Origin of the sequence: Actinomadura meyerae (assembly GCF_900188445.1) — a bacterium.
In the GTDB taxonomy this organism is placed as follows: domain Bacteria; phylum Actinomycetota; class Actinomycetes; order Streptosporangiales; family Streptosporangiaceae; genus Spirillospora; species Spirillospora meyerae.
Map to the genome: position 1 here is coordinate 219,373 of NZ_FZOR01000001.1, position 16,079 is coordinate 235,451.

At 75.7% G+C, this 16,079-nt stretch carries 14 protein-coding genes and 1 pseudogene; 12 read left to right on the forward strand and 3 right to left on the reverse strand.

The annotated features are described in order from the left end of the window. Positions 1 to 86: 86 nt before the first annotated feature. The 9 genes and pseudogenes from CHF16_RS42285 to CHF16_RS01040 all read left to right on the forward strand — a co-directional run. A pseudogene (locus CHF16_RS42285) lies at positions 87 to 158 on the forward strand (helix-turn-helix domain-containing protein); the annotation flags it as partial. 67 nt (positions 159 to 225) lie between these two features. Beyond that, positions 226 to 1,524: a helix-turn-helix domain-containing protein gene (locus CHF16_RS01005; protein WP_089323943.1), complete on the forward strand. Its 1,299-nt coding sequence runs from the start codon at positions 226 to 228 to the stop codon at positions 1,522 to 1,524. 87 nt (positions 1,525 to 1,611) lie between these two features. Then, the gene (locus CHF16_RS01010) at positions 1,612 to 2,730 is read left to right on the forward strand and encodes a DUF5685 family protein (protein ID WP_089323944.1); all 1,119 of its coding nucleotides are present in this window, start codon (positions 1,612 to 1,614) and stop codon (positions 2,728 to 2,730) included. A gap of 104 nt (positions 2,731 to 2,834) precedes the next feature. Further along, positions 2,835 to 3,458 (forward strand): copper resistance CopC family protein, encoded by a 624-nt coding sequence (locus CHF16_RS01015; protein ID WP_089323945.1) that lies wholly within the window; start codon positions 2,835 to 2,837, stop codon positions 3,456 to 3,458. 6 nt (positions 3,459 to 3,464) lie between these two features. Further along, positions 3,465 to 5,498, forward strand: coding sequence for a bifunctional copper resistance protein CopD/cytochrome c oxidase assembly protein (locus CHF16_RS01020; RefSeq protein ID WP_089323946.1), 2,034 nt, complete (start codon positions 3,465 to 3,467; stop codon positions 5,496 to 5,498). A 73-nt stretch (positions 5,499 to 5,571) separates the two neighbouring features. Continuing rightward, positions 5,572 to 6,807 carry a sensor histidine kinase gene (locus CHF16_RS01025; protein ID WP_089323947.1) on the forward strand — a complete coding sequence of 412 codons (1,236 nt, stop codon included), beginning with the start codon at positions 5,572 to 5,574 and terminating at the stop codon, positions 6,805 to 6,807. Beyond that, positions 6,804 to 7,457, forward strand: a complete 654-nt coding sequence (locus CHF16_RS01030; protein WP_089323948.1) for a response regulator transcription factor — start codon at positions 6,804 to 6,806, stop codon at positions 7,455 to 7,457. Before CHF16_RS01025 ends, CHF16_RS01030 begins: the two co-directional genes overlap by 4 nt. A 41-nt stretch (positions 7,458 to 7,498) precedes the next feature. Further along, positions 7,499 to 8,434: an LLM class F420-dependent oxidoreductase gene (locus tag CHF16_RS01035; RefSeq protein WP_089323949.1), complete on the forward strand. Its 936-nt coding sequence runs from the start codon at positions 7,499 to 7,501 to the stop codon at positions 8,432 to 8,434. A 108-nt stretch (positions 8,435 to 8,542) separates the two neighbouring features. Then, positions 8,543 to 9,640 carry a baeRF3 domain-containing protein gene (locus CHF16_RS01040; RefSeq protein WP_089323950.1) on the forward strand — a complete coding sequence of 366 codons (1,098 nt, stop codon included), beginning with the start codon at positions 8,543 to 8,545 and terminating at the stop codon, positions 9,638 to 9,640. Here CHF16_RS01040 and CHF16_RS01045 read toward each other — a convergent pair. Beyond that, positions 9,634 to 11,358 carry a hypothetical protein gene (locus CHF16_RS01045; RefSeq protein WP_089323951.1) on the reverse strand — a complete coding sequence of 575 codons (1,725 nt, stop codon included), beginning with the start codon at positions 11,356 to 11,358 and terminating at the stop codon, positions 9,634 to 9,636. The genes CHF16_RS01040 and CHF16_RS01045 overlap by 7 nt on opposite strands. Positions 11,359 to 11,459: 101 nt before the next feature. Between CHF16_RS01045 and CHF16_RS01050 the strand changes: the two genes are divergently transcribed. Genes CHF16_RS01050 through CHF16_RS01060 form a run of 3 tightly spaced genes read left to right on the forward strand, consistent with a single transcriptional unit; the run spans position 11,460 to position 14,130 of the window. Continuing rightward, entirely contained in the window at positions 11,460 to 12,134 is a 675-nt protein-coding gene (locus CHF16_RS01050) for a response regulator transcription factor (protein ID WP_179271338.1), read from the forward strand. Continuing rightward, complete coding sequence (locus tag CHF16_RS01055; protein ID WP_089323953.1) at positions 12,131 to 13,618, forward strand: sensor histidine kinase; 1,488 nt, start codon at positions 12,131 to 12,133, stop codon at positions 13,616 to 13,618. The genes CHF16_RS01050 and CHF16_RS01055 overlap by 4 nt, the downstream gene beginning before the upstream one ends. After that, a complete protein-coding gene (locus CHF16_RS01060) occupies positions 13,615 to 14,130 on the forward strand; it encodes a hypothetical protein (RefSeq protein WP_143227841.1) in 516 nt (171 codons plus the stop codon). The genes CHF16_RS01055 and CHF16_RS01060 overlap by 4 nt, the downstream gene beginning before the upstream one ends. Here CHF16_RS01060 and CHF16_RS01065 read toward each other — a convergent pair whose 3' ends face one another. Further along, positions 14,131 to 14,847 carry a metal-dependent hydrolase gene (locus CHF16_RS01065; RefSeq protein ID WP_179271339.1) on the reverse strand — a complete coding sequence of 239 codons (717 nt, stop codon included), beginning with the start codon at positions 14,845 to 14,847 and terminating at the stop codon, positions 14,131 to 14,133. A 214-nt stretch (positions 14,848 to 15,061) separates the two neighbouring features. After that, positions 15,062 to 16,072, reverse strand: coding sequence for a DNA polymerase ligase N-terminal domain-containing protein (locus tag CHF16_RS01070; protein ID WP_245868118.1), 1,011 nt, complete (start codon positions 16,070 to 16,072; stop codon positions 15,062 to 15,064). Positions 16,073 to 16,079: the final 7 nt, after the last annotated feature.

The following is a 16,079-nucleotide window of genomic DNA, read 5'->3' on the forward strand; positions in this document are numbered from 1 at the left end:
GAGGGTGAGGTGCCCGCTATAGCCTGCCCTGGTGCGAATGCGAGACTCCGCCGGGGCGGTGCGGCGCGACCCGGCCGCGCGTCCGGCTGAACACGCTTCGGTACCGAATCCGGCGAATCGAGGATCACACCGGCCGGGACCTCGGCACACTTGAGGATCGAGTCGACTTCTTCTCTCGCCCTGCGCGCGGCGCGGCCGGCGAGCTCCTTGTAGGCGGTGGCACAGATGGACCGGGAGACACTGGGGCAGCGGATCCGCGCCCTGCGGATCCGGCAGGGCGTGAGCCAGGCGCAGCTCGCCTTCCCCGAGCTGTCCGACAGCTACATCTCGCTGATCGAGAGCGACAAGCGGGTGCCGGCCCCGAGCGTGGTCGAGCTGCTCGCGGCGAAGCTGAACTGCTCGGCGACCTACCTCGTCAGCGGCGTCAGCGAGGACGTCGTGGACGAGCTGCGCGTGACCCTGGACTACGCCGAGATCGCGCTGAGCAACGGCGCGGCGGCCGAGGCGCGCGCCCGGTTCGCCGAGGTCCTCGCCAGCGCCGACGCGGTCGCCCTCCCGGACATGCTGCACCAGGCCCGCTGGGGCCACGCCCTCGCGCTGGAGGCGGCGGGCGAGCTGGAGGAGGCCATCGCCGAGCTGACGGCGCTGACCGAGGAGGCCTCCGCCGAGGCCGACCTCGACCACTGGGCGAAGGTGCACGTCGCGCTGAGCCGCTGCCTGCGCGAGCGCGGCGACGTCAGCGCGGGCGTCGAGGCAGCCGAGACCGCGCTGCGCCACCTCATCGCGACCGGCGCCGACTCCACCGACGCCGCCGTGCACCTCGGGGCCGCGCTGCTGGCCGCGTTCATCGAGCGCGGCGACCTCGTCCGGGCCCGCCACCTCGCCGTCCAGCTCGTCGAGCGGGCCGAGCGGATCGGCAGCCCCCGGGCGCGGATGGTCGCCTACTGGGAGGCCGCCTACGTCGCGGAGATCCGCGGCGAGTACGAGGAGGGCGTCACGCTGGCCGAGCGGGCGCTGCTGCTCGCCGGCGACGGCGAGGACCCCCGCGACCTGAACCGGCTCCGGGTGATCTACGCCGGGCTGCTGCTGCGCGCGCGGCCCGAGCAGGCCGCCCGCGCCCGCGAGCTGCTGGCCCGGGTGCGCGGCGAGATCAGCGCCAGCTCGTCCGGGGAGATCGACGTCGCCTGGTGCCTGACCGAGCTGGCCCGCGCCGAGACCGCGCTCGGCCGCCCCGCCGAGGCGGTGGCGCTCGCCGAGGAGGCCCTCGACCTGCTCGGGGACGCCCCGCGCCGGGCCACCGCCGGGGCGCTGACCGTGCTCGGCGAGGCGTCGGTGCGGCTCGGCCGCCGGGACCGCGCCGTCGAGGTGCTGACCCGGGCCGCGACCTGCCTGGAGGAGATGGAGTCCTCCCGGGAGGCCGCGCAGGCGTGGTTCGACCTCGCCGAGGTGCTGGCCGAGGCGGGCACCGCCGAGGAGACCCGGATGGCCGCCTACCGGCGCGCGCTCACCTGCGTCGGCGTCTGACCCGGCCGGAGGGCCGGACGGGCGAACCGGCACGGGCACCGCTGCGTCCATAATGCTGCGGGTTGTCGGAGCTGGGGGGAGTCGCCGGTGTTCGGTGTCGTCCGGCCGTGCAGGCATGTCCTGTGCGGATCGCTGTTCAAGGACTGGATGGCCCACCTGTGCGGGCTGTGCCTGACGCTGCGCGCCGAGCACGGCCAGGCCGCGCGGCTCGCCACCAACTACGACGGGCTGCTGGTGTCGGTGCTGGTCGAGGCGCAGGCGCCGGAGCTGTCGCCGCGCCGCAAGGCCGGGCCGTGCGCGCTGCGCGGGATGCGGACCGCGGAGGTCGTCACCGCGCGGGCGCGGGGCGCCCGGCTGGCGGCCGCGGCGTCGCTGCTGCTCGCGGCCGGCAAGGCCCGCGACCACGTCGCGGACGGCGACGGGCCGTACGCGCGCCGCGCGGTCGCCGCCGCGGCGGGCCGGGTGGCGGGCCGCTGGGACGCGGCCGGCGGCCGGACGGGCGCCGCGGTCGGCTTCGACCCGGCGGTGCTGCGCGACGCCGTCGCCCGCCAGCCCGCCCTGGAGGCGGCCCCCGGGCTCGGGCTGCTCGACCTGACCGAGCCGACGGAGACCGCCGTCGCGGCCGTGTTCGCGCACACCGCCGTCCTCGCGGGCAGGGAGGGCAACGCCGAGGCCCTCGCCGAGGCCGGCCGCTTCTTCGGCCGCCTCGCGCACCTGCTGGACGCCGTCGAGGACCTCGCGGACGACCGGGCCGCGGGCGCCTACAACCCGCTCCTCGCCACCGGCACCTCCCTGGACGAGGCCCGCGCGCAGGCCGACGGCGCGCTGCACGGGCTCCGCCTCGCCCTCGCCGACCTGGAGCTGGAGCGGCCCCGGCTCGTCCGGGCGCTGCTGGACCGCGAGGTCGCCCGCTCGGTCGACCGGGCCTTCGCCGCCCCGGAGGACCAGGCGAAGCACGGCCCCCGGCCGCCGCGCCCCGGCTGGCCGATCCCCTGCTTCACCGGGGCGGCCGTGTGCGTGACCTGCGGCGTCTTCCAGCCTGAGTGGAGCGACCACCACGGCGAGTCCTGCGGGGACCGCTGCTGGTGCACCCGGCACTGCGACGACGGCTGCGGCGACTGCTGCCAGTGCTGCGATTGCGGCTGCGACTGCTGCGACTGCGACTGCGACTGCGATTGCGACTGCTGCTGCTGCGACTGCGGCTGATCCTTCTTCGCCGTCCGAGCCACCGCGCGACCCGGAACGTGCCATCCTGGCGGGCTCAGTAGGGTAGATGAAGCCCTTCGACTCACTAGAGAACCCGGCCCTCCATGAACATCCGCACGCCCCACCGGGCCGCGCGGCGCCTCGGCGCCGTCGCCGCCCTCGTCCTCGCCCTCGGCGCCGCGACCGCGGCCCCCGCGCTGGCGCACACCCGCCTGGTGAGCAGCACGCCCGCCAAGGGCCAGTCCGCGCAGTCGGTCACCGAGGTCAAGCTCGTCTTCAGCGACGAGATCCGCACGGCGCAGGTGATCGTCAAGGACGGCGCGGACAAGACCTACCAGTCGGGTCCGGCCGAGCGCTCCGGGACGACGGTGACGCAGAAGCTGGCGGGGCCGCTGCCCGCCGGGTCCTACACGGTGGCCTACCGGGTCGTCGGCGAGGACGGGCACCCGATCGAGGGCGACGACGTGGCGTTCACCGCCGGGGGCGGCGAGGCCGCGGCGCCCGCGCCGTCCGCCGGCGGGGTCGGCGCCGAGCAGCAGACGGGCGACGCGGCCACCACCGACGAGCAGCCGCTCAAGCTCGACCAGGACCAGGCCGCCGAGGAGGACTCCGGCTCCGGGACGGTCCTGTGGGTGCTGATCGTCGCCGGCCTCATGATCGGCATCGGCGCCGGGATGGGCATCGTGTACCGCGCCAAGCGCAAGCACGAGGCGGCGACAGGGAAGTGACCGGCGGTGAATAGGGGCAGCCTGGCCGTCGCGCGGGTCGGCGCGGCCGCGGCGGCGGCCGCCGCCGCGGCCCTGGTCGCGGGCCTCGTCCTCGGCGGCTCGGTGACCGAGAAGGTCATTCCCGGCCTGGGCGACGCCGGCGCCCTCACCCGGTGGGGGCTGCCGGTGTCGCGGGCCGCGATGGACCTGCTGTCCGCGCTGACGGTCGGCGCGGTGCTGGCCGCCGCCGCGTTCCTGCCGGCCGAGGGCGGGCGCGGCGCCCTCCGGCTGTCCGCGGACGCGGCCGGCTACCTGCGCGCCGCGTCCTGGATCGCCGCGGGCTGGGCCGCCGCCGCGGCGGCCACCCTGGTGTTCACCGTCTCCGACGTGCTCGGCCAGCCGGTCGGGGAGGTCCTCACCGGCAGCGAGCTGAGCAGCTACGTCGGCTCGCTGCCGCAGGGCACCGCGCTGATGATCGTGGTGCTGCTGGCGGTGGTGGTGGCGCTGCTGGCGCGCACCACCACCACGCCCGCGGCCGCCTTCGGGCTGCTCGCCATGGCCGGGATCGCGCTGCTGCCCGCGCCGCTGACCGGGCACTCGGCCTCGGCCGCCAACCACTCCGTCGCGACGACCGGCGTCGCGCTGCACGTCGCCGCGGTCGCACCGTGGGTCGGCGGCCTCGCGATCGTCGGCGCGCACGCGCTGCTGCGCCGCGACCGGCTGCCGGTCATGGCCGAGCGGTTCAGCCGGATGGCGCTGTGGTGCTACGTCACGGTCGGGGCCAGCGGCCTGGTCAACGTGATCGCCCGGCTGCCCGACCCGGCCGAGCTGGTGACGACGAACTACGGCCGGCTCGCCCTCGGGAAGATCGTCGCGTTCGGGGTGCTCGGCTGGTTCGGCTGGTGGCACCGGGAGCGGACGCTGCCCGCGCTCGCCGCGGGCAGGCCGGGGGCGTTCGCCCGGTTCGGCTCCGTGGAGGCGGCGGTCATGGCCGCCACGATGGGCCTCGCGGTCGCGCTGGCGCGCACCGCGCCGCCCGCGCCGGCGGAGCCGGAGTCGGCGGTCAAGTCGCTGCTCGGCTACGACATGCCGCCGGAGGTCACCCCCGTGCGGCTGCTGACGCTGTGGCAGCTCGACCTGTTCTTCGCCGTCCTCGCGGCCGTCCTCGGCGGGCTGTACCTGGCCGCCGTCGTCCGGCTGCGGCGGCGCGGCGACTCCTGGCCGATGGGGCGCACCGCCGCCTGGTTCCTCGGCCTGGTCACCATCATCGCCGTCACCCAGAGCGGCGTCGCCAAGTACGCGCCGATCCTGTTCAGCGTGCACATGGCGCAGCACATGGTGCTGAACATGCTGGTGCCGATCTTCCTGGTCGTCGGCGCGCCGGTGACGCTGGCGCTACGCGCCCTCAAGCCCGCCAAGATCCGCGGCGACCGCGGCCCCCGCGAGTGGCTGACCGCGCTGCTGCACAGCCGCTACCTCGCGGTGATCGCGCATCCCGCGGTGGCGACGCTGATCTTCGTGGTGAGCACGTTCGCGCTGTACTTCACGCCGCTGTTCGAGGCGGCGATGCGCAACCACCTCGGCCACATCGCGATGACGGTGCACTTCCTGGCGGCCGGGTCGCTGTTCTTCTGGGTGCTGCTCGGCGTCGACCCGGCGCCGAAGAAGCTGCCCTACCCGGCGCGGCTGATCCTGCTGTTCGTCACGATGCCGTTCCACGCGTTCTTCGGCATCGCGCTGATGAACATGAGCCAGGCGCTGGCGCGCGGCTGGTACGGGGCGGTCGCCCCGCCGTGGGGCACCACGGTCCTGCACGACCAGCACACCGGCGGCGCGATCGCGTGGGCGTTCGGGGAGATCCCGACGTTCATCGTCCTGATCGTGATGGCGTTCCAGTGGTACGCCGACGACCAGCGGCAGGCCCGCCGCATGGACCGCAAGGCCGACCGGGCCGCGGCGCCGGGCGGCCGCGCCGAGGACGACGAGCTCGCCGCCTACAACGCGCGGCTCGCCAAGCTGGCCGAGCGCGACCGGGCCGCCGGGGGGCGGGGCACGACCTGAGCACGAGCGCGGGCCCGCGCCTCTCCCTCCCGCGGGGGAGGGCCCGCGGCGTCCCGTCTGCCAGGATCGAGGCATGCTCCGCGTGCTCCGGCCGCTGATCGAGCGGACGACCTGGCAGCGCTGGTCCCACCTGGTGGTGGGCGGCGCGCTGCTGATGCCGTACTGGTTCCTGGCGATGAGCCTCACGCCGCTGCTGCCGGTCGGCGACACCGCCGTGATGCTCGTGCTCATGCTGGCGGTGATGCCGGCGGCGGCGACGTTCGTCACCGGGCTCGTGCCGACGGTGCGGCTGCTGGAGGGCTCGCTCGCCCGGGAGTTGCTCAAGGGCCCGGCCGCCGCGCTCGTCCCCGGGCCGGCGGCCTCGTGGGAGAGCCGGGTGCGGGCCGCGGCCTGGTTCACCCTGCACCTGTTCGCGGGCGTGGTGGTCAGCGGGCTCAGCCTCGCGGTGCCGCCGTTCGCGATCGTGCTGGTGCTCGCGCCGATGGTGTCCTGGGACACCCGGCTCATGGAGGCGTGGGGGTGGGCCGGTACGTGGAACCAGTGGTCCGCGCCGCCGCTCGGCGCGGCCGTGCTGGCCGCGCTGCTCGCGCTGATCGTCGCGTCCGGGGCGCTGCTGTCCCGGCTGGCACCGCGGTTCCTCGGCCCGTCCGCCGCCGAGCGGCTCGCCGGCATGGAGGCCAGGGCGGTCAAGCTGGCCGAGCGCAACCGGCTGGCCCGGGAGCTGCACGACTCGGTCGGGCACGCGCTGAGCGTGGTGACCCTGCAGGCGGCCGCGGCCGGGCGGGTCCTCGACAGCGACCCCGCGTTCGCGAGGGAGGCGCTCGGCGCGATCGAGGAGTCGGCCCGCGCCGCGCTGGAGGACCTCGACCACGTGCTCGGGCTGCTCCGCGAGGACCCGTCCCGCCCGGCCGCGCCGCAGGCCACGCTGAAGGACCTCGGCCGGCTGCTGGAGCAGACCCGGATCGCGGGGGTGGAGCTCGACGCCGCGGTGGACCCGGCGGTCGAGCACGTCCCGGCGGCGGTGTCGCGGGAGGCGTACCGGATCGTCCAGGAGGGGCTGACGAACGCGCTGCGGCACGCGGGGAAGGTCCCGGTGCGGCTGCGGCTCGGCATCGCCGGGGAGCGGCTGGACGTGGAGATGAGCAATCCGCTCGGGGCGGCCGGGAGCGACGGCGCCCGCCCCGGCGGCGGCCGGGGCCTCGCCGGGGTGCGCGAGCGCGTCACCGTGCTGCGCGGCGACATGGCCGCGGGGGCGGACGGGGACGCGTGGCGCTTCCGGGTCTCGCTGCCGCTAAGGTCCGCGACATGACGGTCAAGGTGCTGCTGGTCGACGACGAGCGGCTGATCCGGGCGGGCCTCGCCGCCATCATCGGCGCCGAGGACGACCTCGCCGTGGTCGGCGAGGCGGCCGACGGCGCCGAGGTGCCGGACGCGGTGCGGCGGCTGCGTCCCGACGTGGTGCTGATGGACGTGCGGATGCCGCGCCTCGACGGCATCCAGGCGACCCGCCACCTGCTGGAGACGGTGCCGGAGCCGCCGCGGATCATCGTGGTCACCACGTTCGAGAACGACGAGTACGTCTACGACGCGCTGAAGGCGGGCGCGCACGGCTTCCTGCTCAAGCGGACCCGGCCGGAGGAGATCCTGCAGGCGGTCCGGATGGTCGCGCACGGCGACAGCCTGCTGTTCCCGGCGGCGATCCGGGAGCTGGCGGCGCACCACGGCCCGTCCGGCGGCGGGGGCGGGGCCGACTGGCACGACCGGCTCACCGAGCGGGAGGGGGACGTGCTGCGGCTGATGGCCAAGGGCCGCTCGAACGCCGAGATCGCCGCGGAGCTGTTCGTCAGCCCGCAGACGGTGAAGACGCACGTCGGCAACGTCCTCGCCAAGCTGCAGGCCCGCGACCGCACCCAGGCGGTGATCCTCGCCTACGAGACGTCCTTCATCACGCCCGGCTGATCCGGCTGATCCGGCGGGGCGGCGGCTGGCAGAGTGATCGCATGAGGGACTTCCGGTTCGGGTTCAACTTCTTCGACATCCCCTCCCGCGACGAGTTCGCCGAGCGGTGCCGGCGCGGCGAGCGGTACGGCTACGACACCGCGCTGGTGCCCGACCACCTCGGGTCGCCGGCGCCCTTCCCCACGATGGTCGCCGCCGCGGCGGCGACGGAGCGGCTGCGGGTCGGCACGCTCGTGCTGAACGCCGGGTTCTGGAACCCGCACCTGCTCGCCCGCGAGGTCGCCACCGCCGACCGGCTCACCGGCGGGCGGGTGGAGCTCGGCCTCGGCGCCGGGCACATGAAGTGGGAGTTCGACGCGGCGGGCATCCCCTGGGAGGGGTTCGGCGCCCGCACGGAGCGGATGGTGCGCACGATCGAGGAACTGGGCGCGCTGTTCGGCGGGGACGGCTACGAGCGGCACCGGCCGGTCGCCGAGTACTTCGGGCTGGCCGAGCTGGCGCCGGTGCAGCGCGCCGGGTTCGGCGGGTCGGGGCCGCCGCTGCTCGTCGGCGGCACGGGCGACACGGTGCTGCGGGCGGCGGCGCGGTACGCCGACATCGTCGGGATCGCGGGCGCCTACCAGGTGCCGGGGGAGCCGCCGGGGACGTTCCGGCTGGGCACGGCGGCGGAGGCGGAGGAGCGGATCCGGTTCGTCCGCGAGCACGCGGGCGACCGGGCGGACGCCATCGAGTGGAACGTGCTCGTCCAGCACGTGGAGGTGACCTCCGACCGGCGCGCGGAGGCCGAGCGGATCCGCGCCGAGCGCATGCCGTACATGACCGCCGAGGAGATCCTGGACACGCCGTTCCTCCTGCTCGGGACGCACGAGCAGCTCGCGGAGCAGATCAGGGAGCGGCGCGAGCGGTTCGGCTTCTCCTACACCACGGTGCACGCGCCGTTCCTGGACGCCTTCGGCCCGGTGATCGAGCGGGTCTAGGCGGTCGCATCGGCCGCCCCTTACACCTGGTTTACCTGCTGGTAGCTAGAAAAGAGACAGGAGCTAGAAAAGCGACATAAGCGAACAAGGCCGACTGATCGGGGGATCATGGACGCCGTTACCCTGTCCGAGCTGCGCAAGCCGCGGGCCTACCCGGCGGTGTCGGTGCTGATGCCGACGCACCGCTCCGTCCCGGACAACCGCCAGGACCCGATCCGGCTGCGCAACCTGCTGGCCGAGGTCCGGCGGCGGCTGCACGACGACGCCCGGGTCACGCCCGAGACCGCCGACCACGTCCTCCGGGGGCTGGAGCGCGCCGCGGACGAGATCGACCTGCGGCACGCCTCCGACGGGCTCGTGCTGTTCGCCGCGCCCGGCGGGGAGCACCACTCCTACGCGATCGGCCAGCATGTGGACGAGCGGGTCGTCGTCGACACCGGGTTCGCCACCCGCGACCTCGTCGCGGCCTGCACCCGCACCCCGAGCTACTGGCTGCTGTCGCTGTCGGACCACCGGACCCGGCTGTGGGACGGCCGGGGCGAGGAGCTGACCGAGCGTACCGGCGGCGGCTTCCCGGTCGAGCCGGAGCCGATCGACGAGGCCGGCTCCGGGCGGCTGGCCCGGCGCGCCGCGCAGGGCGGGGACGGCGAGCGGCAGCGCCGCGCCATGCGGGACGTGGTGGCCGCCCTGGACCGCGTCCTCGCCCGCGACCGCCGCCCGCTGATCGTCGCCGGCGTCACCCGCCACCAGGCGTTCTTCGACGAGGTGGCCGGGCCGCACATCACGGTGGCGGGCCGCGTGGACGGCAGCTTCGAGGGCGCCTCGCCGAGCGCGCTCGCCGAGGCGGCCCGCCCGGCGCTCGCCGCCTACGAGGACCTCCGCGAGGTCGGCGTGCTGGCGGAGCTGGAGGCCGCGCGCAGCATCCAGCGCTACGCGGGCGGGCTGTGCGAGGTCACCCCGCTCGCCGAGGAGGGCCGCGGCGAGCACCTCGTCGTCGAGCGCGGCTACTACGCGCCCGCGGTGAAGGCCCGCGGCGAGCTCGTCCCGGTGGACGGCATGCCGGGCGTTCTCAAGGGGGCCGACGTCGTCGACGACGCCGTGGACGACGTCATCGAGACGGTGCTGGAGTACGGCGGCGAGGTGACGTTCGTCTCGGACGGCTTCCTCGTCGACCACGGGCGCATCGCCCTGGTGACCCGCTACTGAGCCTGGCACGACGGGTCGTGCCAGATCACCCAGCCGATCGACCAGTCCTCGCGGGCGTGGTGCCGCCAGCCCGCCGGATGCCGGGGCCATGACGCCTCCGGGGGCGTCCCGTCCGGCGGGGAGACCACGACCGTGCACACGCCGGGTGCGGGCGGCCGGCCGTCGCGGACGTCGATCCGGCCGATGCGCGTCCACCACACCGGGTACATGAGCTTGGTCCTGACCGCCCAGTGGACCGACGCGTCCGCGGCGACCCCGCCTGCCTGCGGGCCGGGGAGCGGCGGGGCGGGGCGGACGCGCTCGGGGGACGGCCCCATGGCGAACGCCAGCGCGGCCAGGCTCGTCCCGGCCAGGGCGGCGGCCGCCAGCGGCGTCCGCCCCAGCCGGGACAGGACGGCGAGCCCGCAGAGCAGCCCGAGCGCGGTGAGCGACGCCTCCGCCGGATGCAGCGCGGTCCGGTCGCCGGTGAGGAACGTGGTCTCGGGGAAGTCGAACGCGATGAACGCGTGGGTGTTCAGCCGCTCTCCCGCGTAGGCGGTGACGCAGAGCCCGGCCCCCGCGGTGAGGAGGCCGGACGCGGCCACCAGCAGGAGGGCCCTGCGGGCGCCCGAGCGCAGCAGCGCCGCCGCCCCGGCCAGCGCGTAGACGACGGCCACGCACGACAGGTACCGGCCGTAGGCGAAGTTGCCGACCCGGTGCTCGTCCGGCAGCGCGGCCGACGACGCGTAGGCGATCCCGCACGTGGCGGCGAGCAGCACGCCCGCCATGATCCGGTCGGCCGCCGGGGCGCGCCGCCGCACGAGCGCCGCCGCGACGGCGGCGAGGCCCACCCCGGCCAGCCCCCAGGTGGAGACGACCAGGTACCAGAGCTGCCCGGCCGCCCCCGACAGCGCCCATGCCTGCCCGGCGGCCGTGGTCAGCCGCGTCTCCAGGGTCCCCGCCAGATCGCGGACTCCGCCGGGGTACAGCACCGCCTCCAGCCGGGCGTTCAGCGCCGCCCCGAGGGCGTACCCGGCGGCGGCAGCGGCGGCCCCGGCCAGGCCGCCGCGCCGCCGCCGCCCGCTCACCGCGATGGCGGCCAGCGCCAGGACGTGGACGAGCAGGACGATCGTCCCGCGCGAGTGGACGGCCGCCATGGCCGACGCCGCCAGGCTCGCGAGCACCGCACCGCCCGCGCCGCCGTCGCGGGCGAAGCGGTCGAGCGCGAGCAGCCAGGCCAGAACGAGCACCGGCAGGACGGCGTCCGCGAGCGCGAAGGCGCCGAAGAAGGTCCCGGCGGGCAGCAGCGCCGCCGCGAACGCGAGCGGCAGTGCGGCGCGGCGGCCGAGCCCGAACCGCCGCGCGGCCGCGTACCCGAGCGGGAAGAGCGCCGCGCCGACCACCGCGTTGATCGCCATGACGGCCGTGTAGACCGTCGCCGGGTCGTGCGACAGCCAGTGGGCGGGCGCCAGCAGCAGCGCGTATCCGCCCTGGTAGAACGTGTTGCCGGACAGGTCGGCGCCGGGCCCGCCGGCCAGCCACCGGGCCGCGACGAGATAGCCGGTCTCGTCGGGGTTCGCGGCCGGCCCGGTCCGGGCGCGGGCGAACCACATCCGGACCGCCGCCTGGGCGAGCACGCCCGCCGCGAGCAGCCAGGGCAGCGCCCGGGGACGGCGGCGGGCGGGCGGGGGCGGTGCGGCCGCGGCGGGCGGCCTTGGCCGGGCGGTCGTGACGATCATGGGCCCCACCGTCGCGGCGGTCCGTCATGGTCCGGTGCCGGGGATGTCCGGATCTTGTGACACAGGCGACCGAATGATCATCGGTGCCCGATACTGGGCCGGTGGCGAGCATCCTGTTCATCGAGGACGATCCGTCCGCACGGACGGCCCTGGAGCTGGCGCTGACCCGCCAGGGGCACGGCGTCACCTCCCGGGCCACCGGCGAGGACGGCCTGGCCGCGCTGCGGTCGCGGCGCCCCGAGATCGCGATCCTGGACGTGATGCTCCCCGGCATCGACGGGATCGAGGTGTGCCGCCGCATCCGCCGCGCGGACTCGCTGCCGGTGATCCTGCTGACCGCGCGCGGCGACGACCTCGACATCGTCCTCGGCCTGGAGGCCGGCGCCGACGACTACGTGGTGAAGCCGGTCGAGCCGCGCGTGCTGGACGCGCGCATCCGCGCGGTGCTGCGCCGCGCCGACCAGACCCGCACCGACCGGTCCGTCCACGGCGACCTGGTCATCGACCGGATGTCGCTGAAGGTGACCAAGGGCGGCACCGACCTGCGCCTCACCCCGACGGAGCTGCGGCTCCTGCTGGAGCTCGCCCGCCGCCCCGGACAGGCCCTCACCCGCCAGCACCTCCTCGCCGAGGTGTGGGAGCACACCTACCCGGGCGACTCCCGGCTCGTGGACGCCTGCGTGCAGCGCGTCCGCGCCAAGATCGAGGACGAGCCCGCCGAGCCGCGGCTGATCGAGACCGTCCGGGGGTTCGGCTACCGGTTCGCGGCGCCGTGACGCGCCGCCACCGGTTCACCGGGCTGCGGTGGCGGCTCGCCGCCGCGTTCACCGCGGTCGCGCTGCTGGCGTCGGTGCTGGCGTCCGGCATCTCCTACGTGCTGATGCGGCGGATGATGCTCCAGCGCGCGCAGGACGCGGTGCTCTCCGACGTCCGCGACACCCTCGCCCGGCAGGTTCCGGTCAGCCTGCCGCCCGACGCGGCTCCGCTGGTCGGCGCGGCCCTGGAGGATGCGCTCGGCGCCGCCCCGGGCCGCAAGGCGGTCGCGGTGCCGGTGCCGCTGATCGCCGGGGAGGTGGGCGTCCCGCCGCCCGGCGCGCTGGACGTCCCGGTGACCCGGGAGTTCGCCCGGCAGGCGCTGGACGGCGTGGTCTTCCGGCGCGTCGTCGTCAAGGACCGGGCGACCGGAGGACGCCCCTACCTGCTCGTCGGCGCCCGCGCGACCGGTTACACGACCACCGTGGACGAGCCGTCGCGGACGACACCGCCGATGGTGTTCGTCTCGGCCGGCCTGGAACGGGAGGCCGCCGACCTGCGGCTGTTCACCCGCGTCCTGCTGATCGCGGACGCCGCCGCGCTGGCGGCGGCGCTCGGGCTCGCGCTGCTGGCGACGCGGGGCGTGCTGGGCCCCGTGCGCCGCCTCGGCGCCGCCGCCCGCGCGCTCGGCGCGGGCGAGCTGGGTACCCGGGTCCAGGTGCGCGGCCACGACGAGCTGGCCGGCCTCGCCCGCACGTTCAACGGCACCGCCGACGCCCTGGAGCGGACGGTCACCGAGCTGCGCGCCATGGAGGCCGCCTCGCGCCGGTTCGTCGCGGACGTCTCGCACGAGCTGCGCACCCCGCTCACCTCCATGGTCGCGATGACCGGTGTGCTGGCCGAGGAGGCGGCGGACGCGCCGGACGGCGGCGAGGCGGCGCGGCTCGTCGCGGCGGAGACGCGGCGGCTCGGCGCGCTGGTGGAGAACCTGATCGAGATCAGCCGGTTCGACGCTGGGGCCGCCGCGCTCGTCCTCGACGACGTGCACGTGGCCACCGCGGTCGGCGCCACCCTGGAGGCGCGCGGCTGGCGGGACGAGGTCGCGGTCGAGGGGCCCGCGGACCTGTTCGTCCGGCTGGATCCGCGGCGCTTCGACGTGATCGTCGCCAACCTCGCCGGGAACGCCCTGAAGCACGGGCGCCCGCCCGTCACGCTGCGCTTCGCGCGCACCGGCGGGGAGGAGGGCGGGGAGGACGGCGCCGGCGTGCGGGTCGTGGTGGCCGACCGCGGCCCCGGCCTCCCCGACGACCTGCTCCCCGTGGTCTTCGACCGGTTCACCAAGGCCGAGGCGGCGCGCTCGCGCAGCGAGGGCAGCGGCCTCGGCCTCTCGATCGCCAGGGAGAACGCCGTGCTGCACGGCGGGACGCTGGACGCCGCGAACGGGCCGGACGGCGGCGCCGTGTTCACGCTGTGGCTGCCCGGCGGCGCGGAGGAGGAGGACGCATGAGACCGCCGCGCGTGCTCGCGGTGCTGGCGGCCTGCGCCGCCCTGGCCGGCTGCGGCATCAGGCCGACCGGGACCATCCGGGCGGGAGGGCCGCCGAGCGCCGCCGCCTACCCCGCGACGGTCACCGTGTACCTCGTCCACGGCGGCAGGCTGCGGGCCGTGACGCGGCCCGGCCTGCCGGGGGAGCCCCACCTCGGCATCGGCCAGCTGAGCGTGCCGCCGACGACCCGCGAGCGCGACATGGGGCTGCGCACGGAGATCCGCGAGCGGCTCGTGGCGTACTCGGTCGTCGACGAGCACGGCCCGGTGACCCGCCGCGCGATCCTGGTCGTCCGGCCCGCCGGGCGGCCGGACACCCCGCGGCGGTGGTCGCGGACGGCGCTCGCCCAGATCGCCTGCACCGCGCAGGCCGTCCCGGGCATCGACCGCGTCAACCTGTCGTCGACGCCGAAGCTGGACGGAACCGTCTGGACGAGCCTGGCCTGCGACGATTTCGCCGACCTGCTCGAATGATCAGTTCCGGGTCAGCCACTGGGTCGTGACGTCGCCGAGGACCGAGCGGACGGCGAGGACCGCGATGCCGAGGGTGAGCACGGGCATCACGACCCAGCGCTCCACCTTGCCGTCCGTCCGCGGCACGAGCGGGACGTCGATCCGCCACGGCAGCGGCCAGAACACCGGGCAGCCGCGCGGAGTCAGGCAGTCGCCGACCACGTGCGCGAAGCAGCCGAGCGCGACCGCGAACCCGACGAAGCTCATATCGATCTTGTGCATGAGCCAGACCGCGATGAGCGCGAGCGCGCAGTCGGCCAGCGCCGACTGCGGCTCCTTGCCCTCGAAGTCCAGCCCGATGCCGCGCAGCCCCAGGCCGACGATCATGAAGAGGCAGGCCCACCAGGCGTAGAGGTAGTGGGTGGCGAGGGTGTCCATCGCCCAGCCCATGCCGACCGCGAACAGGATCGAGTGGGTGGCCTGCCGGTGCCCGCCGGAGAGCTTCCCGATCCACTTGCACATGTGGTGGGTGATCGGGCCGAAGGTGTTGGCGATGCGGCCGTTGTGGTGGTCGATGTCGGGCAGGATGGCCGCGCCCGCGCACACCACGGCGCCCGCGGCGACCTGCTCGGGCGACAGCGACACCGCGTGGTCGCCGAGCAGCCGCTCGTAGCCGAGCACCGGGACGGCGGCCAGCCACGCCAGCGCGCCGCTCAGGGCGTGCGTCTTGCCCATCATGTGCCGTTCCCCGCCTTCCAGAGCGTCCCCACCGCCCGTACTCAGGGCGGGACTCTAACCGGCACCTGATCGTTTTCAGTGGCGACGCGCCGAAGCGGGCGTTACGTCCCTTTGATGCGGGGAACGGGTCTCCGGTTCCCTGCTCATCCCACGGCTCATCCCACGGCTCATCCCACGCCCGCCCGGCGCGCCTCGGGGCGTGGTGGGCGCGGGGTCAGACCGGGATGAAGCGCCAGGCGCCGGACTCCTCGCCCGGCTCGTACGGGGAGTCCAGGCGCTTCGCCAGCACGCCCGGCAGGCCCTGTTCGCGCGCCGCCGCCGCGACGGCGTCGCCGTCGCCGGGGAACCAGGGGGCCGTCTGCCACCTCGGCCCCGACAGCCCGAGCCCGTCGAGCCGCTCGCGCCGGTCCCGGTACGGGACGTCCAGGAGCGGGCGCCCGTCCAGATGAAGCACGTCGTAGAGCATGTACATCTCGCGGCCTTCGAGGACGGCCAGCTCCCCGTCCAGCACCGCGCGCCGGGTGCCGAGCTCGGCGCCGAGCCGGGAGCCGAGCCCGCCGGGGCCGTCCACGGGGCGGCCCCGCCCGTCGGTGAACCGGGTCCGCCCGCCCTCGACGTAGGCGGCCAGCCGCCGGCCGCCCCAGCCGAACTCGAAGCCCCACGCGTCCTGGTCGCGGGGGAGCCGCGCCCGCTCCACCGGGCGCATCGGGCGCAGCGACTCCGGCAGCGGCTCGGCCTCCGGGTCGGCCGGCGGGTCCATCCGGTGGATCATCCAGTTCTTCCCGCGCGTCCGGAACAGCACGTACCGGCCGGACACCCGCGAGCCGTGGATGACGATCTTCACCTCGCGCTCGGACCACTTCTCGGTCTCGTACGTCCCGCGGTCCCAGACGGTCATCGTCCCGGCGCCGTACTCGCCGCGCGGGATCTCGCCCTCGAACGACGCGTACTCCAGCGGATGGTCCTCGGTGTGCACGGCGAGGTGGTTCGTCTCCGGGCTCCACGGCAGGCCCTTCGGGACGGCCCACGACACCAGCACCCCGTCGCGTTCGAGCCGCAGGTCCCAGTGCAGGCTGGTCGCGTGGTGCTCCTGGACGACGAACGTGTCGTCGTTCCCGCGCGGCACGGCCGCGTCCTCCGGCACGGGCTCCGGAGTGCGTCCCGGGTCGCGCCTGCCCCGGTACTCCGCGAGCCGGTCGCCGCCCTCGTCTTTCTTCGGGGTCACGCCGGGG